Source organism: Peribacillus sp. FSL M8-0224 (assembly GCF_038003055.1).
GTDB lineage: Bacteria > Bacillota > Bacilli > Bacillales > DSM-1321 > Peribacillus > Peribacillus frigoritolerans.
The window spans coordinates 1879691-1903539 of sequence record NZ_JBBOOJ010000001.1 but is presented as its reverse complement, the minus strand read 5'-3'; the positions used below and the strand labels follow the sequence as shown (position 1 = coordinate 1903539).

General features: G+C 39.9%; 19 protein-coding genes. 4 read left to right on the top strand and 15 right to left on the bottom strand.

Annotated features, from left to right (window positions below):
- Positions 1 to 978 precede the first annotated feature (978 nt).
- The 13 genes from MKX49_RS09160 to MKX49_RS09100 form a co-directional block, all read right to left on the bottom strand.
- Positions 979 to 1974, bottom strand: coding sequence for a 5-oxoprolinase subunit C family protein (locus MKX49_RS09160; RefSeq protein WP_340876183.1), 996 nt, complete (start codon positions 1972 to 1974; stop codon positions 979 to 981).
- Positions 1971 to 2729 (bottom strand): 5-oxoprolinase subunit PxpB, encoded by a 759-nt coding sequence (gene pxpB / locus MKX49_RS09155; protein ID WP_340876182.1) that lies wholly within the window; start codon positions 2727 to 2729, stop codon positions 1971 to 1973. The genes MKX49_RS09160 and pxpB overlap by 4 nt, the downstream gene beginning before the upstream one ends.
- Positions 2730 to 2751: 22 nt before the next feature.
- A complete protein-coding gene (locus tag MKX49_RS09150) occupies positions 2752 to 3543 on the bottom strand; it encodes a putative hydro-lyase (RefSeq protein WP_340876180.1) in 792 nt (263 codons plus the stop codon).
- Between the two features lie 90 nt (positions 3544 to 3633).
- On the bottom strand, positions 3634 to 4773 hold the full coding sequence (locus MKX49_RS09145) for an NRAMP family divalent metal transporter (RefSeq protein WP_323598155.1): 1140 nt from the start codon (positions 4771 to 4773) through the stop codon (positions 3634 to 3636).
- Positions 4774 to 4894: 121 nt separating this feature from the next.
- A complete protein-coding gene (pxpA, locus tag MKX49_RS09140; protein WP_340876179.1) occupies positions 4895 to 5653 on the bottom strand; it encodes a 5-oxoprolinase subunit PxpA in 759 nt (252 codons plus the stop codon).
- Between the two features lie 257 nt (positions 5654 to 5910).
- Positions 5911 to 7035: an N-methyl-L-tryptophan oxidase gene (gene solA, locus MKX49_RS09135; protein ID WP_340876178.1), complete on the bottom strand. Its 1125-nt coding sequence runs from the start codon at positions 7033 to 7035 to the stop codon at positions 5911 to 5913.
- A 94-nt stretch (positions 7036 to 7129) separates the two neighbouring features.
- Positions 7130 to 8689 (bottom strand): histidine ammonia-lyase, encoded by a 1560-nt coding sequence (gene hutH, locus MKX49_RS09130; protein WP_340876176.1) that lies wholly within the window; start codon positions 8687 to 8689, stop codon positions 7130 to 7132.
- Positions 8690 to 8771: 82 nt separating this feature from the next.
- Positions 8772 to 10157, bottom strand: coding sequence for an MFS transporter (locus tag MKX49_RS09125; protein ID WP_251539159.1), 1386 nt, complete (start codon positions 10155 to 10157; stop codon positions 8772 to 8774).
- Between the two features lie 214 nt (positions 10158 to 10371).
- Positions 10372 to 10524 (bottom strand): hypothetical protein, encoded by a 153-nt coding sequence (locus MKX49_RS09120; RefSeq protein ID WP_174878728.1) that lies wholly within the window; start codon positions 10522 to 10524, stop codon positions 10372 to 10374.
- Positions 10525 to 10749: 225 nt separating this feature from the next.
- The gene (gene hutI / locus MKX49_RS09115) at positions 10750 to 12048 is read right to left on the bottom strand and encodes an imidazolonepropionase (RefSeq protein ID WP_251539157.1); all 1299 of its coding nucleotides are present in this window, start codon (positions 12046 to 12048) and stop codon (positions 10750 to 10752) included.
- The gene (gene hutU / locus MKX49_RS09110) at positions 12045 to 13721 is read right to left on the bottom strand and encodes a urocanate hydratase (RefSeq protein ID WP_340876171.1); all 1677 of its coding nucleotides are present in this window, start codon (positions 13719 to 13721) and stop codon (positions 12045 to 12047) included. Before hutU ends, hutI begins: the two co-directional genes overlap by 4 nt.
- 196 nt (positions 13722 to 13917) lie before the next feature.
- Positions 13918 to 15387 (bottom strand): helix-turn-helix transcriptional regulator, encoded by a 1470-nt coding sequence (locus MKX49_RS09105; protein WP_340876170.1) that lies wholly within the window; start codon positions 15385 to 15387, stop codon positions 13918 to 13920.
- Positions 15388 to 15690: 303 nt separating this feature from the next.
- Complete coding sequence (locus MKX49_RS09100) at positions 15691 to 17010, bottom strand: MFS transporter (RefSeq protein WP_340876169.1); 1320 nt, start codon at positions 17008 to 17010, stop codon at positions 15691 to 15693.
- A gap of 441 nt (positions 17011 to 17451) precedes the next feature.
- Here MKX49_RS09100 and MKX49_RS09095 point away from each other — a divergent pair, with 441 nt between their 5' ends.
- From MKX49_RS09095 to MKX49_RS09085, 3 genes are all read left to right on the top strand, one after another.
- Positions 17452 to 18057, top strand: a complete 606-nt coding sequence (locus MKX49_RS09095) for a TetR/AcrR family transcriptional regulator (RefSeq protein WP_034312657.1) — start codon at positions 17452 to 17454, stop codon at positions 18055 to 18057.
- 154 nt (positions 18058 to 18211) lie between these two features.
- Complete coding sequence (locus tag MKX49_RS09090) at positions 18212 to 19654, top strand: FAD-binding protein (protein ID WP_445670120.1); 1443 nt, start codon at positions 18212 to 18214, stop codon at positions 19652 to 19654.
- Positions 19651 to 20208, top strand: a complete 558-nt coding sequence (locus MKX49_RS09085; RefSeq protein ID WP_340876168.1) for an MFS transporter — start codon at positions 19651 to 19653, stop codon at positions 20206 to 20208. The genes MKX49_RS09090 and MKX49_RS09085 overlap by 4 nt, the downstream gene beginning before the upstream one ends.
- A 242-nt stretch (positions 20209 to 20450) precedes the next feature.
- Here MKX49_RS09085 and MKX49_RS09080 read toward each other — a convergent pair whose 3' ends face one another.
- Together MKX49_RS09080 and MKX49_RS09075 are read right to left on the bottom strand one after the other, a co-directional pair.
- The gene (locus tag MKX49_RS09080) at positions 20451 to 21335 is read right to left on the bottom strand and encodes a DMT family transporter (RefSeq protein ID WP_340876167.1); all 885 of its coding nucleotides are present in this window, start codon (positions 21333 to 21335) and stop codon (positions 20451 to 20453) included.
- A complete protein-coding gene (locus MKX49_RS09075; protein ID WP_340876166.1) occupies positions 21335 to 22291 on the bottom strand; it encodes a DMT family transporter in 957 nt (318 codons plus the stop codon). The genes MKX49_RS09080 and MKX49_RS09075 overlap by 1 nt, the downstream gene beginning before the upstream one ends.
- A gap of 115 nt (positions 22292 to 22406) precedes the next feature.
- On the opposite strand from MKX49_RS09075, the gene MKX49_RS09070 reads away from it, so the two are divergent.
- Positions 22407 to 23750 carry an aminotransferase-like domain-containing protein gene (locus tag MKX49_RS09070; protein ID WP_340876165.1) on the top strand — a complete coding sequence of 448 codons (1344 nt, stop codon included), beginning with the start codon at positions 22407 to 22409 and terminating at the stop codon, positions 23748 to 23750.
- The last annotated feature ends 99 nt before the right edge of the window (positions 23751 to 23849 follow it).

Sequence of the window (23849 nt, the reverse complement as noted above, 5' to 3'; positions counted from 1 at the left end):
ACCCTTATTGTAAGATCTTGCCTGATTGTTCGATATCGGGGAACTTCCCCATCCTATTGGAAAAATCCCCTTAACCTTTGAAAATAAACAGAAATTCAGACGTCAGAATGGTGATTAGTTCGAATTTCCATCATTCCGATTTCATAACTTCTTATTTGGGATTGGGGTAATAAATGTAAATAAGTACGTATGAGGATGTTGGGTTTCAAGATTTTTTGGAGAAAAAATGCATTTCAACGTCTCCTCTCTTTCGAAATTGCAAACCGGTTTTGGAAGACATTATTGGACATAGTGGAAGAAAGGAAGCGTCTTTATTATGGACTTCGTTTAATGAAATAAAAAAAGAAAGCACTCTTTAAGAGTACTTTCTCCAGTTTGTAGACAAAAGGTCAACGATAATCCATATGTGTTTCAGCTTCTTCAATCGTTTTACACATAGAACGAATATCGAAGGTATAATGATTGAAAAATAACAGGATCAATAATTGGGCGTCCTACCTCTGCATACATATCTTTCACCAAGTCATAAATGAAAGTGAAGTCAAGGAAGCCTCAATTTTACCAACCAAATGGTTCGGTGGCACCAGTTGATCTAAAGTAATCATTTTAAGTTGATCTCGCTGAATAGAATCATGTTTAGAAAGCATCCTGATCACCTCAAGTTTTTATAGATCTATTTTAAAACAAAAACGACTCTAAGCAAAAGTGTTCTATCTAAAAGTTAAAACAAAGTTGATTGGAACGGAAGGTACGAGACTCCTGCGGGAAAAGCGTGTCCAGGGGAGACCCCGCAGGCGAAAGCAGAGGAGGCTCCCGGACCGCCCGCGGAAAGCGAGTGCCTGGAGTGGAAATCAACGTCCAAATTGTACAAGCTATAAAAAAATGTAGACAAACTCGACTTTCACCGAGTTTGTCTATAGTCTGAAGAAAGCACTCTTTAAGAGTACTTTCTCATCTTTTGCGATAATTGCAGAAGCATTATATATCCAGCCATTTTTTCAAGGCCAATGAAATTGAAATTTGCAATTCCTTCAATTGCCGTTCTTTTTGAAGGAACAGCCGTTCAGCCTCCTTTAAATTCACCCGTGAGAACTGAATCGATTCCCCTGGTTTAACCTGAGCGATAATTGGTAAATCCGCCGTAATAACCTGAGCTATCTTAGGATATCCGCCCGTTGTTTGGCTATCTGAAAGGAGGATGATCGGATTTCCATCTGGAGGAACCTGAACGGACCCATTTGTAACCGCTTCGGATAATAACTCCCCATTATTCTTTAATTTCAGTGCAGGGCCCGATATTCTATATCCCATGCGGTCGGATTGATTGGAAACTTTAAATAACCTCTCTACAAAACTATCTTTACTTGAGTCTGTGAAATATTCATATTGGCTTCCATCGATGAAACGGATGAGAGGTTTTCCTCCTGGCATGAACTCCTTCTCATTGACAAACCACTTTGGGAAGTAAAATGAACCTTTGAACGTTCGATCACCAAGATTTTTCGAAGGTTCATTCAACTCCAAGACATCGTCAGCCTTTAGTGCCCTCCCCAAATAGCCGCCAATCCCAGCCCTTAGATATGTGCTTTTACTCTCCATAACTTCAGGAATAGCAAAGCCTCCCGCTACAGTTAAGTACGCCCTGCATCCTGATTTACACCCTTCAAATCGAAGAATCGATCCATTTTTCACAAGAATGGGCTTCCACATCGGTACCACCTTATTATCAAGTGTAGGTGATAAATTTCCACCTGTTATCGAAATCAGGCAATTTTTCTCTACTTTAATGGTCGGACCCATTAATGTAATTTCCAAGGCCGCTTCTCCTTCTTCATTACCAACCAACATATTGGCAATTCGTAAAGAATGTGCATCCATCGCCCCGCTTACAATCACCCCATGTTGCTTGAATCCTTTTCTTCCAAGATCCTGTATACTGGTCAATAATCCCGGTTTGATTACGCGCAGGCTCACTGTACCCCCTCCTTAAGAATCATTTCTTTATATTCTTGATCCGTAATCGGATGGAACTTCACAATGTCCCCTGCTTGTAATAGACTTGGAGGATTTACATTTGGTAAAAATAGTTTGGTTGGCGTTTGTCCGATCAATTGCCATCCACCAGGCGTTGATATGGGATATACTCCCGTTTGCATACCGGCAATCCCTACTGCCCCTGCCGGAATGGTCATTCGGGGAGAGGAACGCCTAGGTGTCGCGATGTTCTCTGAAAGTCCGCCAAGAAACGGGAAACCCGGTGCGAACCCGATCATATAAGCCAAATATTCACCGGTTGAATGAATATGAATGACTTCATCAGTAGTCAAATCATTATAGCGGGCGACATATTCCAAATCGGGTCCATATTCATACCCATAGCACACGGGAATAGTAACCGTTCGATGTATCAGTTTCTTATCTTCTTTTAAATCCTGTAATTTCATTTCCAAGATGGAACGGACCACTTCAAAGGGAGATATGGTTTCATTACCATTGCTTTTATTTTGTTCCTTATAAATAACGAGTGGATCATAAAAAACCGTCAAATTGGTATAAGCCGGTACACATTCTATAAACCCTACAAAAGGTTCATTTTCCAGCAAATCCTTTAACAATTTTATTTTTTTGTGAACGCTGTATTCCATTCCATTCCCGAATGTTATCACGATTGCGGAATCGCCTAATGGAGAAAGTGTACATGCAGTTTTTTTCAAAAGCTTTTCCGGCATAGGAATCATCTCTTTCTGTCAGTTATAAAACTCCTAATTTTTCATCACGAATGTCCGTTATGAACATATGTCCAGGTGCATGCGTGATCATGATCTCCGGTTTAGTTTCCATAGCAATGGATTGAGGTGTTACACCACATGCCCAAAATACCGGGACTTCCCCTTCACGAATCGTTACTGGATCACCAAAATCCGGATGCTGAATGCTGGAAACACCGATCGCTTCAGGGTCGCCAATATGGATTGGAGCGCCATGAACGGCCGGAAACCGCGATGTCACTTGAGCTGCCCTCACCACATCCTTTTGTGGAATCGGCCTCATGCTAGCCACCATTTTCCCATGAAAAATCCCTGCTTCAATACAAGGGATATTGGTTTTATACATGGGTACATTGCATCCCTCTTCAATATGACGAATCGATATATCATTATTTAATAGGGCGTGTTCGAATGTAAAGCTGCACCCAATTAAAAATCCAACCATATCGTCTTCCCAGTAGTTTGAGATATCCGTTACTTCTTCCACTAATTCTCCATATTTATATACCCTATATTTCGGAATATCGGTGCGGATATCCCCAGACTTTGCTGCAAATGCGGGAATGGGTGAACCAATTTCCGTAACATCCAGCAATGGACAGGATTTAGGGTTACGCTGACAGAATAATAAGAAATCAAAAGCATGCTCTTTTTTTAAGATGGCTAGGTTCGCTTGTGCATAACCGTTAGCCATGCCAGCAGTAGGCTTTATCAATTCGTTGTTTCGAATCATTGAACGCAATTCAGCCGGGGTAGCTAGAGAAAGGTCGATCATTAGTATTCATCTCCTATTATGAAGTGGAAGAAAGTGACAAACTGGCACGCCACTTCCACCTTTATTTATTGGATTTTCATTCATTGATCATTAAAAAAGTGCTGGCAGTTGTTTCATTAATGTATATACGCCCATCAACGCCATGATGACTACCACGAATACACCGGAAATCGTTAACCATAAAGGATGCTTATAATCACCCACGATATTTTTCTTATATGCGGCAATAAGCAATGTTCCAAGAGCAATTGGTAAGATGAGTCCATTAATGGCACCAACTATAAGCAATACTTTAACCGGTTGACCAATCAATAGAAAGCAAATGGTCGATACGGCTATAAAGCCAATGATTATCCAGTTTGCCTTATTATTTATCTTTTCGCTGAAGGTTCTGACAAATGAAACCGAAGTATATGCCGCTCCAACAACGGACGTGATCGCTGCAGCCCACATGACGACACCAAAGATTTTATATCCTATATCACCGGCAGCGAGCTGAAAAACGGATGCTGCAGGGTTATCCGGATCAATTTGTAAACCTTTCGATACAACACCAAGTACTGCTAAAAATAACGCAACACGCATGACTGTCGTGATCAATATCCCCATTACCGAGCTCTTCGTGACCTGTGGTAATGAGTCAACGCCCTTCACGCCTGCATCCAATAGACGATGGCCTCCCGCAAAAGTAATGTAGCCGCCAACTGATCCGCCCACTAATGTAACGATGGCGATAATATCGATTTTATCAGGGACAAAGGTCTTCACTACCGCTTCCCCTACAGGAGGAGAGGTTGTCCAAGCAACGTAAATCATCAAACAAATCATGAAAAATCCAGCGATTTGCGTAAAACGGTCCATCGCTTTTCCTGCTTCTTTCACTACAAAAATCAGTACGGCGATGACTGCGCTTATTGCCGCCCCCGTAGTTGGGGATATTCCCGTCATCGCATTTAGACCTAATCCGGCTCCTGCGATATTTCCAATATTAAATGCCAGCCCGCCCATGACGATCAGTGCTGCCAGTACATAACCCAGCCCAGGAAGGACCATGTTTGCAATCTCTTGACCCCGCTTTTCGGATACAGCAATAATCCGCCATACATTAGTTTGGGCAAATATATCAAGAATGACCGAAATAAGGATAACGAAACCGAAACTTGCCGCAAGACTTTGGGTATAAACGGTCGTTTGCATTAAAAAACCTGGTCCTATTGCCGATGTTGCCATTAGGAATGCTGCACCTAACAATAAAGTGCGGTTCGTTTTTGGCTTAGTCAAATTCTTTTTCTGTGCTGTTGTATTTTTGATTGGCTCCAATGGAATCTGCCTCCTGATTGTTTAGTTTTTTTCAAGAAAAGGACTTGACTGTTATTTCAGATAATTGTAAAGATTCCCTAACATGCCGTGCAAAGGATAAAGCATGTGCCCCGTCCCCGTGAATACAAATGGTATCTGCTTTTAAAGCCACATCTGAGCCTTGCCGGGACAGTACCTTCCCTTCCTTCACCATGCGAATGACTTGGGCAACTGCAACATCATCGTTTTCAATCAGTGCGTCCTTTTCCAATCGGGAAGTCAATGAACCATCATGTTGGTAGGTGCGATCGGCAAATACTTCACTCCCTGTTTGCAATCCGATAGCCTGTCCGGCTCGTATTAATTCACTGCCCGACAAACCAAATAAGATAAGCTCGGGATTCACTTTATAAACCGCTTCGGCAATGGCCATGGATAACTCTTTGTTCTTTGCGGCCATATTGTACAAAGCCCCATGCGGTTTCACATGCTGCATACTTCCGCCTTCGGATTGCAGGAAGCCATTTAATGCTCCAATTTGATAGACGACAATATCATAAGCTTCCTGTGGAGAAATATTCATATTGCGTCTGCCAAATCCTATTAAATCCTGTAAACCTGGGTGGGCTCCGATTTTGACTTCTTTCCCTAAAGCAAGCTGAACCGTTTTTCTCATGACTGTCGGATCACCAGCGTGGAATCCACAAGCTACATTAACAGATGTTACATAATCTAAAATCTCTTGATCATTACCCATCCGGTAAGCGCCAAAACTTTCTCCTAAATCACAATTCAAATCAACCTTGTTCATACTACCCTCTCCTTTAATAACGGAAATTTTAGTAAACCATAAAAATATGTAATTACTCTTTCAATCATTCAAATGCTTATGTTCCGAAATTCGGAACCTTAGTTTCATATTTCGGAATATTCTCATTCTAGCATATTTTAATTATTTCGACAATATTTTGTTAGAAAACCTAACATTACAGTTTGATACAAAAAAGCCGTTGTTTCCTTTGAAAGGAAGCAACGGCCATGATTACAGTTTTTAAGTTTGGAGTTAATTCAAAATCGGTTAATCGAAAACAATGAAATATCTTCCTTGGTCGTACCGGAGATAATCAAGTCACTCAAAATTTCTCCCATGACACTGCTGAACTTAAAACCGTGTCCAGAGAAACCTGCCGCTATAGCAATATGTGGATAATAAGGATGTTTATCCACTATAAAATGCTCATCAGGGGTCATGGTATAGATGCAAGTTTTCCCATATTTCATTTTTTGATCAGCAGGCATAAATTGCCCTAAAAACCTCATCAAATCTCCCTCATCCTCATCCAATTCACCAAAACCCTTGATACAGCCATCAGGATTGATCCGCTGTCCTCCATCATGTCTCCCTATTTTCAGTCCAGAACCATTTATACTAGGAAAGCCATAGTATGTACCAAGTGAAGTATCAAAAGTAAAAGCCGGAAAATCATTATGATTATATAATTTTTCATTTGCATGAAACCAGGCAAATGTTTTTCTGATGGGTTCCAGCGGGAGATTCAAATCTAACATCGCCAATATTTTCGGTGCCCACGCCCCAACTGCAACCACTAAAGATTCCGAGTGGAATGTCTGTTCATCCGTTATAACCGTGACCCCGTTACTATGAGCAACTATATTCCTTACTTCACTGTTTACAATGATGTCGGCACCATGGGATTTCGCAAGTTGTTGATACGCCCTTAAGCACTCTTCACTTTTCAACACGCCCGAAGTCGATTCATAGCACCCAATGTAGTCTTCCGGCAGTGTTATTCCTGGCCACCTATCATGAATTTCATGGTAATCCAATATTTTCATAGGTAAACCATATTCCTTTGATCCTGCTTTCACTTGTTTAATGAAAGTGGAATTTTGGCTTCCAACATTCAGGACCCCCGTTGGAAGAAATAATGGTTGACCCGAAATTCTTTCCAATTCACCCCAAAGCTTTTGTGATTTTAGTGCCAAAGAAACATACTCCCTGCCTTCACCATAAGCATGCCTAATTATTCTTGTTTCCCCGTGATGGCTCCCCTTATTATGAGGAGGAGCAAAGGAATCCAATAATAATACTTTTTGTCCTTTTTTTGATAGATAATAACCTGAAGACATTCCCATGGATCCAGCTCCAATTACAATTACATCATAATGCATCTTTCATCCCTCCTTCTTTAAATATGGTCCTTCATTTTAAAAAAAGGAAGCCATTTTACCTTATAAAATAAAGTAAAACAGCTTCAACATGGTTTTAGAACTCTATTTCCCCAATCGCCCTTTCAACGAGCTTCACTATTTCCCCTTCATGAATTTGCCTATAAATCGCTTCAATGTCAGGATGAAAAAAGCGATCTTCTTCAACCATCGGGACTTCGCTCCGAACTAAATGATATACCTCCTCCGTAACCGGTGACGGTTTCAAAGGTAGATGAAAATCCATTGCTTGTGTTGCCGTCATCAGTTCAATGGCTAAAATATATTCAAGTTTCTTCGAAATCCGATATGCTTTCCTCGAAGCAAAATAGGCAAAACTTATCACGTCTTCTTGATTTGCACATGTAGGGATATTATCTATTGTCGCTGGATGCGAGAGCACCCTGATTTCATTTAATAGCCCGGCAGCTGTATATTGCGGAATCATGTAGCCACTATTTAAACCAGGATTAACCACTAAGAAATTAGGTAATGCACTAAGGTGATGGTTTACAAGGCGATCTATTCTGCGTTCTGTTATTTTTGCTAAGTTTGCTAACGCTATGGATATCGCATCCGCATAAATCCCAACAAATGAACCATCAAAATTCCCAGCCATCAGGCCAATTCCATCTTCCTCTTCAGGAAAAATCAGAGGATTGTCACTTACAGAGTTCATTTCATTCTCGATTGATACAGCAGCATCTTTCAATACTCTTTTTATGGCTCCATGGACTTGTGGAATGCATCGTAAGCTAAGTGCATCTTGTAATCTATGTTCCTTGTATGTATCAATGATTTGGCTGCCTTCAAGAATCCTTGATACATTTCTGGCTGTCTTAGCCTGTTCCTCATGTTTTTTCAATGAGTGGGGACGGGGATCAAATGCTTTTATAGTACCTTTCAGCACTTCTAAGGACATCGCTCCCGTAATGTCAGCGGTTTTCGCCGCCTGCATGCTATTGTATAAAGCCAGGACAGCCATCGCGGTGACGGAAGTAGTCCCGCTTGTAAGTGCCAATCCTTCTTTAGCACCCAACGTAACAGGTGCTAATCCCGCTTTCCCTAAAGCTTCCATGCCAGGTATGAGCTCATCTTCATACCATGCCTTCCCCTCTCCCATCACCACTAAGGCCATGTGAGCTTCAGGAGAAAGATACCCCACTGACCCATCACCTGGAACAAACGGAATGATATCGTGATTTAATAGTGAAGCAATAAGATTTAATACCTGTAAACGAACTCCTGAATACCCTTGGCCTAAATTTACTAGGATCATCAATTGAATGGCCCTTACGACTTCTTTTTCAAGAGTTTCCCCAACAGAAACGGCATGTGAACGAACAATATTCCGTTGAAGGGTTTCTGCGTCCTTTGGAGAAATCACCTCGGTCATATTACTGCCAAAACCCGTAGTTACACCATAAATCAATCGATTTTCATCTAAAAACTTGTCTATTAAGCTACGTGATTTATTCACCCTATCACAATATGTTTGTGTAAAGGAAACCATCGCCCCATATCTTGCAACCGCAATTACCTCTTGGATTGAGATGGCGTCATCCCCTAGTACAACCTCTTTAATATCCATAGGATGTAAACAATCGGCAGTTGTCATCCTTATACATCTCCTCTCTTATGACTCATCAAAGAAGGAGAAAAAAGTTTTGGTCCTTCTCATTTATTTACTGGAAGTTATCTTATGTTATTTTTTCATTTTTTGTAAAGGGAATAGCGGTTCCTTTCGGAGAATTCTCCGTTTCTAGCAATGGGTCACTTGCTTCATGTAATGAAAGATTCTTCGTTTCAGGTGCCCAGGCGATCGATACGATCAAGCCCACCAGTAGAATGGCTGCCATTCCTGCCATTGAGGCACTTAATCCGAATGAACTTAAAGAAACAGGCAGCAGAAATGTTCCAATTGCAGAACCAATCCGACTAATTGCCGTAACCATACCTATTCCCGAGCCACGGATTTCAGTTGGAAAAAGCTCTGCTGGGTATACTAATGTAAGGTTCGATGCTGCTGACATGAAAAAAGTAAAGATCAAGAAGGCTACCAACATTAAGAATTGAGAACCATTGTGTAAGATGCTGAGTGAAAACAATGAAACAGTAAGGATCGTGAAAGCCCCGATGGTAAATCCTCTACGAGAAAATTTTGCAAGCAGCCAAAGACCAATAATTGCCCCAACAAGCAAGAATAGATTTAACATGGTATCGGCAAAAAAGTTCTGTTCAAAACCCATTGTACTAAGTATGGAAGGCAGGAAAGTGTAAATGGCAAAGTAGGGAATAACAAGAGTCAATTTGAATATTCCACCAAAAGCCAACCGCTTACGAAGCCTTTTACTGAAAAGCCCACGAAACCCCAGAGTCTTTTGGTTTTCTGTACCAGTCGTCGTTTCTCCCATTTCAACGTTCGCTCCAAGGTGTTTTTTTACAATCTGGCGAGCTTCTTCGACACGCCCCATGCTGACAAGCCACCTTGGTGATTCAGGCGTCCCTATTCTTAAGATCAAAACCACAATTGCCGGAATGGCAGCGCTGACAAGCATCCAACGCCATGAATCTGAACCAATCTGGCCCAAGTAATGACCAACAAAGTTTGATGCAACATAACCAAGCGTCCACACTACGTTTATAGACGCGAGGAGCGAGGAGCGGTACTTTTTGGGAGAAAACTCGGCAAGCAAGGTCGTACCTACAGCGTAATCCCCTCCAAGTCCAAAACCAATCAGCAACCGTAAAATAAAAAGCTCTTCCGGGCTGCTAACAAAAAATTGTAAAATAGTAGCTACCGTGATGAGTAAAAAGTTTACGAGAAAGATTTTCTGTCTTCCTACACGGTCAGAAAGTCTTCCAAGTATTAAAGATCCCGCAAACAGACCGATTAAAGCAGAGCTGCCGATCAGCCCTGTCCACAATGAATTCATATTCATCTGAGGCCCGAATACTGTCAGGGCCATCGCAATGATTCCTAGAGAGTAGCCATCACAAAAGCTGGAACCGAATGTAAGTCCTGAAATTCGAAAATGAAACCTATTAAATGGGGCATCGTCAATCGTGAATTTTTGTTCGTTCAAAGAATCCCCTCCATATTTTGATTTATCAGATATATTGATTCAAAAAAAAACACTAGAACTGTAACACTCCGTGAGTGGCGCTGAAATTGAATGGAACGAATAAGCTTAATACTATAAAAAAATTGAGCAAAGAATATTATGAAATATACTCTTTTTATAAACTATATCAAATCATTCTACCTTTTAATTTCTATTTTATATATGAAAATATAGTTTAAGTTTCAATCAATTGTTTATCATTGAAATAAATGACTTCACTAAGGATTTTACAGCCTTCCATTACCTCAAATCTTTCCCTTGCTTCCTTTTCTGTGCTAAACTCAAACATTTTTATGCCTTTTTTCGAATGGATAGTGATTATCCACATAAAATTCCCTCCACATGGAAGATTCATTTCCACGAACTCCTTAAAATCCTTTCATTAAATCTCACTGTAAAGTGGTAAAGTGTTTAATGCTGAAAATGCGTAGGATGATAAATTTCATCCTACTATTCAGCACCATTACATTTGTTAATACTTCCAAAAGCCCATTCCATCCCCTGAATTTTTCAGCGGATGGAATGGGTAGACATTGATTGAGAATACTGATTTTTAAAGGCCCGTAAGGCTTTTGGAATCAGACTTCACTTTATCATTCACAACTTGAACACCGTTTTTCCATACTGTCTTAACATGGTTAACCCCAAATAAATATTGCAACTCCTGATAGTTTTCAACATTCCATAAAACGACATCCGCTTGTTTTCCCACTTCAAGTGAACCTATCTTTTCCTGTCTGTTGATTGCACAAGCAGCATTGTATGTTGCCGCGGTAAGCGCTTCAGCAGGGGTCAGCCGCATCGAGATGCATGCCAGGTTCATGACAAGCGGCATGGAAGTCGTCGGCGAGGATCCGGGATTGCAATCGGTCGAAATGGCAACAGCTACACCTTCATCAACCATTCGCCGTCCTGGGGCAGCATCTTCCCTTAAATACAAAGCTGTGGCTGGAAGCAAGCAGGCAATGGTTCCTGACTTAGCCATGGATTGAATTCCCTCTTCGGAGGCCTTTAATAAATGCTCGGCTGATATAGCCCCGATTTTAGCAGCTAGTTCGGCTCCCCCGTAAGGCTCAATTTCATCAGCATGAATTTTAGGGATCAAGCCGTACTTTTTCCCCGCCTTTAATATCCGCTCTGATTGTTCAGGGGTAAAAACCCCTTTTTCACAAAACACATCATTGAATTCAGCAAGCTTTTCTTCAGCGACGATTGGAAGCATATCATTAATCAGATGATCGACAAATTCATCCTCACGGCCTTTATAATCCTTTGGAACCGCATGGGCTCCCATGAAGGTAGGAACTAGATCAATCGGATGCTCTTCCTGTAACTTCTTCATCACCCGCAACTGCTTCAATTCGGTTTCCAAATTCATTCCATAGCCGCTTTTACCTTCTACTGTAGTCACACCATGAGCGAGAAACGAATCAAGGCGTCGTATGGTTTGTTCCATCAACTCTTCTTCACTTGCTTCCCTTGTCATGCGGGTGGTTGCATGAATGCCCCCTCCCCCGTTCATGATGTCCATATATGTTGCACCTTCCAGACGCATTTCGAATTCACGCTCACGACTTCCCCCATATACAACATGTGTATGGGGATCGACAAGCCCTGGTGTCACCAAATGGCCAGTAGCATCGAAAACTTCAGCTTCATGCATTCTATCAGCATAGAGTTTTTCCAATTCCTTGGTTGTCCCGACAGCTTGGATCAACCCTGACTCCATCCATATACTTCCATCCTCTATCAAACCAAGCTCCGACATTCCCTCTTTGGAACGCGGCCCTTTCCTTTCAGAGGTAAGGGTAGCAAGTTGAGTGGCATGTTTTATCCAAATTGGCTTTGTCATTTTTTATCAATTCCTTTACCAAGCATCGGGATATTAATACCTCTTTCACGGGCTGTTTCCTCTGCAAGTTCATATCCTGCATCAACATGGCGTACAACGCCCATCCCAGGGTCCGTTGTCAGCACTCGCTCAATCCTGGCTGCTGCTTCTTCGGTTCCGTCTGCCACAATTACCACGCCAGCATGCATGGAGTATCCCATTCCTACGCCACCGCCATGATGTACGGATACCCAGGTTGCACCGCCCACTGCGTTCACCATTGCATTTAAGATCGGCCAGTCAGCCACTACATCCGAACCATCCTTCATGGCTTCCGTTTCACGATTCGGCGAAGCGACAGATCCTGAATCCAAATGGTCACGTCCAATCACGATCGGAGCCTTCAATTCACCGCTTGCAACCATATCATTAAGGATTTTACCAAAACGGGCACGCTCCCCATAACCAAGCCAGCAAATACGGGAAGGAAGACCTTGGAACTGGATTTTGTCTTGAGCCATTCTAATCCAGTTACATAAATGCTCATTATCAGCGAATTCACGTAAAATGGCTTGGTCTGTTTTATAAATATCTTCTGGATCACCAGATAAAGCGACCCAACGGAATGGACCTTTTCCTTCACAAAATTGTGGACGGATATATGCTGGAACGAAGCCAGGGAAGTCAAAAGCATTTTCTACGCCTTCATCTTTCGCAACTTGACGGATATTATTGCCATAATCAAATGTCACGGCTCCTTTTTCCATCATTTCAAGCATCGCGCTTACATGTTTGGCCATTGAAGCTTTAGAGAGTTTAATATACTCTTCTGGATTGGCATTCCTTAATTCTGCCGCTTCCCCCATTGACATACCTGAAGGTGTATATCCATTAAGAGGATCATGGGCGGAAGTCTGATCCGTCAAGACATCCGGAATGAAGTTCCTTGCAATCATTTCTGGAAGAATATCTGAAGCATTCCCAATCAAACCAATCGATAATGCTTTTCCTGCAAGTTTAGCTTCTTTGGCTAAACGAATGGCTTCATCCAAAGAATCCGTTTTCACATCGGTATAACGAGTCTCGATTCTCCGGTCAATTCTTGTTTCATCAACATCAATTCCGATACAGACCCCGCCGTTCATCGTAACTGCCAGTGGCTGTGCCCCACCCATGCCGCCTAGACCAGCCGTAAGAGTGATAGTGCCTTTCAACGAGTTATTGAAATGTTGTTTTGCTAGCTCGGCAAATGTCTCGTATGTACCCTGTACGATGCCTTGAGAGCCAATATATATCCAGCTCCCTGCTGTCATTTGCCCATACATCATCAATCCCTTTTTATCAAGTTCATGGAATGTTTCCCAGTTCGCATACGCCGGGACGATATTTGAATTGGCAATCAGGACACGGGGTGCATCCGTATGCGTTTTAAAAATTGCTACCGGTTTCCCTGATTGGACAAGTAAAGTTTCATCTTCTTCAAGCTCTTTTAGTGATTTGACGATTGCATCAAAACATTCCCAGTTACGTGCTGCTTTCCCAATCCCTCCGTATACCACCAAATCCTCAGGACGTTCGGCGACTTCAGGATCCAAATTATTCATCAGCATTCTAAGCACTGCCTCTTGTTGCCAACCTTTCGTATTCAAATCAGTGCCTCTATAGCGTATAACCTTATTTGTAATCGTATTCATTTCTCATTTCCCCCTTGTTTTTGTTATATTTTCATTCTATAAGAAAAATTCAGAATAATTCATTATAATTTAATGATAATTTTATAATCTGTTTCATTCTTTTGTAGTTAACTTTATTTTTTTATGAATAATTCCATCAATTACATTGTTATGAAATAAATAAAAAAGGACGATTCATTTATTGAATCGTCCTTTTTTATAAGCCAGACCGATATGCTGATGGTGTACAGGCTTCAAGCAATTTGAATTTGGCATTGAAATAGGTTTGATGTGAATAGCCGGCCAATTGTGAGATTTCCTCCAATGATAAATCCGTTTCCTTTAATAAACGTTTAGCTTCCCTAATTCGAACTTGGTGCAGCGTATTTCGAAAAGACTCGCCGGATTCAGCCGCAAATCGACGGCTGAGTGTACTTTTATTGATTCGCAGAGTATCTGCACAACTCGCTAGATTCCACTGGGCGTCCCAATAGTTGGACTCGATCAGCTCCCTTGCCTTTTCGCTGATTGTGCGTGCCCCTTCCTGTAATTGTCCATGATCCTGCATAAGCATATGGGTGGTGAACGCATGCAGCTCTTTCACTATTTGATGTATGACAGGTTTATGTACAATTTGCTGAAATACATCATAGTATATGGCTTCCAGGGAAGCATTTTGCAAGTTGTATGATTTCATATGCCTGCGAATCTGTGCAAGTACGCTTGTAAGTCGGATACGAACGATTTCCGGGTCGGGGTATGGTCGTTCGAAGGTAAGGAATTCACGTTCAATCCAGTTCCTGATAGCCTTCGCATCCCGTCGTTCGAGCATTTCTATCCATAGTCTTTGTTCAAGAGGAGTGAGGAATGGATCCATCTCTCGATGCGAAGTCTGTTGACTTTCGGCTAAGATGATATCATATCCATCGAAAAAGATTTGTCTCGTAAATTCACGAGTTTGCTGATACATCCTTTTTAAAGACTCATCTGAAGTTGCCGCCTTTATTATGATGGCAAGGGGCTCATCCATTCTATCTTTCCAATGGGCAAGGAAGGCCTGATACTCTTCCTTATATATCTCCATTTCCTTTGTTTCCTGGACACATAAAATAAAATCCGATAAAGCGAAGATTTGATTCTTCCCAGTAAAAGAATATCGTTGCAGTTCATCATAAACTAATGGAAGGGTCTTGTTATCAGGTGTCAAGAAAGCGACCATGATTATCCGGCTTTCATGCTTCCGGTCTGTCAAGAAGAAATCTGGATAACCAATATCCAGAGCATTGTCATCATCCATGGTGTTTGACGAGATATGACCTGGACCATTTCTCAATTGAAAACGTAATTGTTGGATATGTTTTACCAAATCTGCCGAAGAAAAAGGACGGAATAAAACATCTTCAGCACGAAAACGTAAGGCTCGATAAGCGGTTTGAAAGATTCGCTCAGATGAAATCCCTAACCATCGAATTCCCCTCCGCTTTAACGAAACACCCATCGCCTCACTTTCATCCGTCCAAATATCCATATCCAAAATAACGAATTCAGGTTGCTGATTGCGTATGCCCTTTTCGAATTCTTCAATCGTTTTCCATAAAATCAGTCTAACTCCCGTTAGGTGGGACTCCACGATCCAACGAATTCCTTGAGCCTCAATCTCATCTTTTGCCACCAAATGAATTTCCACATCATCACCTCATTTCTGCTGTTATTCCACTAATGAATAATATAAAGTCAGCACATGAATAGAAAAGGGATCCCTGATCTTTTCGAAAGCACTTTCATCTCATCTCCATTCTAATCCCGCCGAAAACTACAAACAAGTCTTATTAGGCAGAACCTGCGATTTAGATTAAACTTTGACATTCTCAACTGGTATTTTCACCCCATATATATGTGCTTAAATAAAAAAAGAAACATCGTGGAAACGCTGTGATTTCCAATGATGTTTCTTTTTTTATCATTTTAATCTTCAATACATTTAGAACCTTTATAATCGATTAATATTGACATCAACTTCTTTACCTATGTTTTCATCCGAAGCATTCGTCAATTTTAATGATAATAGGGTGATGACACCTATTATAAGTAATCCAGATAAAATAAACATCCCTTGAGTAAATGCAACAGTTCCGAGAATCATCGGTCCTACAAAACCGCCTAAAGCCGCAAATGAATTGACTATGGCTATTCCAACTGGGGCAGTGGACTCAGTGAAGAAAAATGTCATATAGGCAAAGAAACATCCACTGAACCCGTATAACCCGAAAGATGTAATCGTTAACATAAGCACCATCATAAAAACACTATTTGAAAAGCCGCATCCGATAAATCCGACAATCGCTATCATGAGGCAAACGAGCAAATGTGTTTTATGTTCATTAGTCCGATCTGAATTCCAGCCTACAAACATAACGGCAGGTATACCGACTAAAGATGGAATCATCGCTAACCAGCCTATTTCTAAATTAGTTGTTGCGTTTTCCGATAAAGATTTTATGATGGTTGGCATCCAAAATGACAATCCATAGATAGATGTGTATCCTGCAAAATAAAAAAGGGCCAACTTCCAGATTTTCGAATCTTTCAGCATATCAAGCTTCGTGACTTTATTTATTTTCGAGCTAACTTTTCTTTCCGCATTCAATTCGCACTCTAACCAATCACTTTCTTCCTTTGATAACCATTTAGCGTTAGACGGTCTATTAGTTAAATAGAAAACAACAACAATTCCTATAATAATGGCCGGAATGCCTTCAAGAATGAACATCCATCTCCACCCAGCCATACCGAACCAGGAAATATTGTCAAGAATCCATGTCGACACAGGCGCACCAATCAATCCGCCAATCGGAAGGGCTAAAAGCAAAACCGCTGTTGCCCGTCCTCTTTCGCGGGCCCTGAACCAATAAGTTAAATACAAAATTATACCAGGAAAAAAACCAGCTTCGGCAACACCTAATAAAAAACGGAGAATATATAAATGCATCGTTGTTTGTGCAAAACCTGTTAATATTACCACAAGCCCCCACGAAATCATTATACGGGCAATCCATATCCGAGCTCCCACTTTATGCATGATCATGTTGCTAGGAACTTCAAAAAAGAAATAGCCGATGAAGAAAATACCAGAAAGCAATCCAAAAACTTCAGCGGATAAGGCTAATTCTGCATTCATTTGTAAAGCAGCATAGCCTAAATTGACCCTGTCCAAGTAAGCGATGATATACAAAAGCAGGATAAATGGAAGAATCCGTTTCATCGTCTTACTGATCGTTCGTTTCTCTATTTCACCACTGGAATGATTCAAGATTATTTCCTCCCTTTTCATGCTACTATTTCCCAAAAAAGGTTACCGTACAACTCTTTTCCAGCTTCCGACACTCTGGTTCATTCCTAGCTCTCAATTTATCCTGAAAACCACCACCCTCCATTTACATATACTGAATCCAACAATATTATAAATACAATCCATATACTTAGGGCTAAAGAGGAATAAGCCTTTCTGCAAGACAGTAACCGATTGTATAGGAATCCTTGAAAAACCTCCTATTTAAACTGAATTAACCTTCCCCATACTTGACCCTAATCCTTGTAAACGCTTTCTAAATGCACGAAAACCATTTAAGATAGCGTTGTGATTATTCATGATCTGCGTTAGATTAAATAGACCAGCAATCATTTAACTAGACTGTAGTCTGATATTAAACTATATAGGAATATTCTGTCAATTATCATTTGGAGGTTTTTTATGATTGAACCCAGAAAGAAACAACTTAGGGGAGAAAAGACTCGTGAAAAAATTTTACAAATATCTCTAAAGCTATTTAGCGAAAAAGGTTACGATAAAGTTACCGTTGACGAAATCGTGAAAAAAAGCGGCACATCAAAAGGGTCATTTTACCAACACTTTTCAGCGAAATCGGACATTTTTTTAGTGAGATTCATAGAAGTCGATGATTACTATCGCGAAGTCTTCCGTTCGTTCCCAGTCGATATGGACGCTACCGAGAAATTGTTTATTTTCATTCGCAAATTGATGCGTTTTCTGGAAGTAGAAATGGGCAAAGATTTAATGAAAGTGATTTACAGTTCCGCTTTAGATTCGAAAGAACATACTTACTTTTTAAATTCAAACCGCTCACTCTTCAAAATCATTCGTTCATTAATTGAAGAGGCGAAAGAACAAAACGACATTGGCACTGACCAATCAGTTAACGAAATTTCACAACTTATCATCCAAAGCCTGATGGGAATCATCTATCATTGGGGATTAAACAACTCAGAACAAAGCTTGGAATCACTATCCATACCGCTAACCAAAACAATCATTAATGGGCTTAAAACCAAGAACTAATACATAAATCAAAAGATCGATTTCTAAAAATCTGACATTTAATTCAATATTAACCCCAACCTTACTGAATAGTCAGGGAAACTCCATTAATATATAAGGTTCATACATTTTCTTTATTTCAATTAAGTGTCAAACAAAGTAAACGAGGAGTAGAATGCCAGATATCATGAAACAATTTTTATTTATCACCCTATATGCACTATTATTTGGATTATCGCTGCAGGCTTTTAATTTCAAGCTTGACCACCCTATTGCCAAAGATATAAGCCGTCTGATGCCAGTTAAAATGAAAGGGATAAAGGCAGAAGATAGTGAAGAAGAAATCAAAAAAGTCGTTTTGGATGCCGAAAAAAACGATGATCCCATTTCCATTGCCGGAATGCAGCATAGCCAAGGAGGGCAGACATTATATCCAAACGGGATCCTGCTCGATATGAAAAACTATGATAAAATACTTGATTTGGATGTAAAAGAAAAACGCATCACGGTCCAAAGCGGAGCAACCTGGGCTGCTCTTCAGGAATACATCAACCCATATGGACTTGCACTGCAGGTCAGTCAATCTCAAAACATTTTTACCATTGGCGGTTCTTTGAGCGTTAATGTCCATGGCCGGGATATTCGTCATCATGCCTTGATAGAAACCGTGGAATCTTTTAGATTTCTTGACGCAAAAGGACAAATCCTATCAGTGAGCCGCGAAGAAAATTCGGAGCTCTTCCATACGGTTATTGGCGGGTATGGATTGTTTGGAGTCATACTCGATGTAACACTCCACCTTACCGATGACGAACTTTATAACATTAAAACTAAATCACTTCATTATGATGAATATACGTCGTACTTTAAAAGAGAAGTTCTTCAAAACGATGATGTTAAAATGCATCTTGCAAGAATATCTGTTGCTCCTGGCTCCTATTTGGATGAAATGTATGTAACGGATTATTATAGGGCAAATGACCAAACAAGGCTATCTGACTACAATACTCTCAAACGGGAAACGATCATTGCCGTGCCTAAATTCTTTCTTGGCCTCTCACGTTTTAATGACTGGGGTAAAAAAAGGTTTTGGGAAACTCAAAAAGCCTACACGGCCAATATTGATGGCAACTTGGTTTCGAGGAATAATGTGATGCGGTCGGATTCAGCATTCATGGATTACAGCAACCCCACCAAAACTGAAGTGCTGCAAGAATACTTCGTTCCGATTGATCAATTTGCTGATTATATCGATGACTTAAGAAGAACCTTATCTGATGAGAAAGATTTTAATTTATTAAATATCACAATTCGTTATGTGGAACATAATGATGAATCACTCATGTCCTATGCCAAGGATGATATGTTCGCTTTAGTGATGCTCATCAATCAAGGGACAAATGACGAAAGCAAGGATAATACAGGAAGGGTCATCCGTAACATGATCGATGTGACGCTTGACCATAACGGCAGCTACTATCTGCCCTATTATGGGTATCCAACCAAGACACAATTATTTGAAGCGTATCCGCGTACTGAGGAATTCTTTCGATTAAAGAAGAAATATGATCCTGATAATCGCTTCATGAATCTTTTCTATGAGGAGTATCATCCATGAATTATAAACGTTTTGTTTTTTACCAAGGCACTGTTGGAATGGCTGCCAGCATGATTTTCCCCTTTTATATTTTGCTAATCAAAAATGTGGGCACCAGTTATTCAAAATTCGGGTGGGCATATGGAATATTCTCATTGACTGCAGCGCTTAGCTATCCTTTAATCGGAAAATTCACTGACAAAACAGGTGACAAAGCATTTCTCCTTACCTATTCATGGGGGATGGCACTTATCCTGCTTGCCTTTCCTCTCGCATATGAAATTTGGCATGTCTATCTCCTGCAAATCATTATGGGAGTACTTGGGGCAGTACAAAGAAACACTGAAAAAACAGTACTGGCAAGATATGTAACGAAGAAAACCGCGGGTGCGGAAATCGGGAACTACCATGTTTGGACATCCGTCGGTGCTGCAGCTGCGGTGATTGCAACCGGATATTTAGTCGACTTTTTAACGATCGGCAGCATCTTTTACATAGCCTCCCTTATGTTTGCCTGGAGTGGATTTATTATAATGAAGATGGAGAAAAATACATCACTATCTAATGCAGAATAACTAAAAATACAAGCATTTATTACTGGTTAGCGCCAATAAATCAGTTACCCCTTTTAAAAGAAGAAGCATCTGCATTAACCTCAGCAGATGCTTCTTTTACCATATATTCATTTGCGGGTCAAAAAACTAAAAATGATCTTACAAAAAATATTAAACCTGCTGCCCATTTTTCAATTCAGTTTCGTTATATATAAATATTAGTAGAATTAAAGATAACGGACATTAGCACATATAATGAAATACTACTTTCTTTTCAATTTGATAATTATTTTTTCGTCTAAAAAAACCAATGACATCATTATTATACCCATTCCAATCAATTGATGAATAGACAACGCTTCATGTAAAAAGAAAAAGCCTAAAATCATTCCGATGACAGGCACTATATAATTACTATATGAAGTAAATAATGCGCCTTCTTGCCGAATCAGCCTGTTAAATAATACATAAACAACACCTGCATGGAAAATGCCTAAAATCACTAAGTAGATAGATTGAGATCGTGCTATATCCAATTTGAAAGATTGCTCTAACAAAAGGGACATGGGTATGAGCAATGCACTGGCAATCAGTAATACATTTCTCATATGAATGACGGAAGATCCCTCGTTTAATTTCTCCATGAAAATCAATGATAATCCAAAACTCATAGCAGCCAATATCATGAGGATGTTCCCCTGAATACTGTTAGAAAGGTCTTGGATTCCTTGTGTCGGCCAGGAAAGGAAGACAATACCTGCAAATCCGAATAGGATACTTGTAATCTCCGTCCTTGTGCTTTTTCTTTTGAAAAATGCTAGTAAAAAAAGGATGGTAAAGATGGGAACCATTCCAATCAGCACCGCTGCGATACTGCTAGGCACCGATTTCTGGCCTTGTGCAATAAAGACGAATGGCAGTACAACCTCGAAAAAGGCAATGATTATATACCATTTATAATAACTCCTGGGTACTTTTCGCTCTTCTTTTGATAAAAACAAACCAAAGAAGAGTAAACAGATACCGCCGATGCATGCTTTGATGGCAGACAATGTAATAACCCCAACATTTTCTATGACTAATGCAATAAAGAAGAATTGAGATCCCCATATACCACTAATCAAGAGTAACAACACATATTTATTCATTACTTTCCCTCCCTTTTCAACAATGGGTCGGCAAAAGTCTTACTATTATGCTTGGATTGAATTCCACCAAAATAATTCGTGCCGATTACCCCAGCAAGAATGATCATTGCACCTATTACATGATAATAATGAATCGATTCATGTAAGAAAATCACGCCTGCCATTATCGTAATCAATGTCGCTAAATTACTAAAAACGCTCATTTTAGATGCTGGTAATATAGATAATGAATAGTTTGATAAAAAAGCAGTAAGCAGTGACGATAATACCCCAAGATATACGATTGAAATGAGGAATGCACTACTTGTGAAGGGTAATAAAAAGCTGCTGATAGATTGGTTAATTATATGGTTGATGACGGCCATACTATTAAAAGTCACAAAACCATAGAATGTCATCACATACGTTAACGTAAATAGTGAATATTGCTTTGTTACCTTCCTCGCTACCACATTATAGAGAGCGGCAGCAATCGAGGATAATAAGATCAGGATCGTTCCTTTCAAACTGTGAGCCGCATGTTGCAAGTCATTCATGACAAAGATAAAGATAACTCCCAACACAGATAAACAAAGAAAAAATTTCTGACCTCTACCTGCGTATTCTTTCAAAAATAATGAAGCTGATAATAATGTAAAAATTGGTATGGTCGCTTGGATAATACCCGCTTCTGAAGATGAGGTATAAATGAGACCAAACACTTGAAATGTAAAGAATAAAATTGGATAAAGGAACACCAACGGAAGAATTTTCACAGAATCCTTTGCACTCATTTTCACTGATGTCCTCCTAAATAGATTAATAATTATGGCGATCAACAAAGCCATCGTAAATCGATGTGCCAATGTATCTAGCGGACTAGCTTCCATTAATGATATTTTTGTAAAGAAAAATGAAAATCCAATAATAATGGCATATAGTATCGCCGCAAGATAGGCTTTTTTATTTTCTGGCATATTGAGTAATCCTCCTTTTCAACACCCGGCCGGTTGTTAGTATCGTATTAAAAGTTCCACTACGATACAATACAAATATGAAGCATCTGTAACGGTACAGTTTTAGGAGGTATTCATGCTAAAATACGTAGCTTTGTTTAATGAATTTGAATCTCTCATCCAGAATGGACGGCTCAAAGCGGGCTTTAAACTCCCATCTATTCGTCAATTAAGCGATAAACATCAATGTAGTAAAAGTACAGTCTTGAAAGCCCTGCAAGAATTGGAAAAGAAGCATTTAATCTACGCGGTTCCTAAAAGCGGATATTATGTCGTACAAAAAGAATTTGATGGTAAAAGCGAACCCGCAACGGACATCGACTTTGTTACCTCCGCTCCCGCTTGGCATCAATTTCCGTATCATGACTTTCAACATTGCATTAACAAAGCCATCGATACCTATCAGCAAGAATTGTTTATCTATGGTACTCCAAAAGGACTGCCCTCTTTAATTAAAGTGATACAAAAACAATTAGAGCAGTATCAGGTTTTCGCAAAAGAAGAACAGATTTTCATTACTTCTGGCGTGCAGCAAGCACTTTCCTTATTAACGTTAATCCCCTTTCCAAATGAACGTACTCATATACTTGTTGAGCAGCCTAGTTATCATCTATTTGTGGAGCAATTGAAAGCGTACAAGATTTCCGTGCTAGGAATCGAACGAACAGCAGAAGGTATTGATTTAGAGGAGTTAGAACGGATTTTTAGTGATCAGGAAATTAAATTCTTTTATACGATGCCACGTTTTCATAATCCGTTAGGGACTTCTTACTCTAAAATGGAAAGAGTGGAGATACTAAAACTTGCGGTAAAGTATGGTGTCTATATTGTAGAAGATGATTATTTAGCAGATTTCGAAGAAAATATGAAGGTAGACCCTATTTTTTCCGAGGACACCCATAATATGGTCATTTATTTAAAAAGCTTCTCTAAAATAATGTTTCCAGGATTACGCATAGGTGTTGTCGTATTGCCTAAACCATTAACGGACAGCTTCCAACTATATAAAAGAACAGCTGATATTGATAGTTCCATGATTTCACAAGCAGCCTTGGAAATCTACATAAAAAGCGGTATGTTTAAACACCATAGAAACAAAGTGCGACTTTCCTATTCATTGCGTGCAAACATGCTATATGATGCTCTAGAAAAGTACTCTGCTCCAGGCTTTTATCGCCCAGCATCCATATGTATGAACGCTCATATCGTACTGCCTCATCGTTTAAATAGTACTCACCTCATCAATAACTTACAGAATCAACAAGTACTGGTAGAGACGATGGGTCAAAATTATATAGATGGCTTTCACCAGGAAAAAATATTAAAACTAAACGTGTCCAATACAAATATACAAAAACTTGAGCAAGGAATAGCTCTTATTTTCAATGAATTGAATAAAAAGGAGAATTATTACTTATAAAACTTTTACATAAGGTAAAGTCACTTTCCACACAACAAAAAATAGTGAAAATATTTTTTCTTATTGTAGAACTGAAAAAATATGGGAAAATGAGCACAA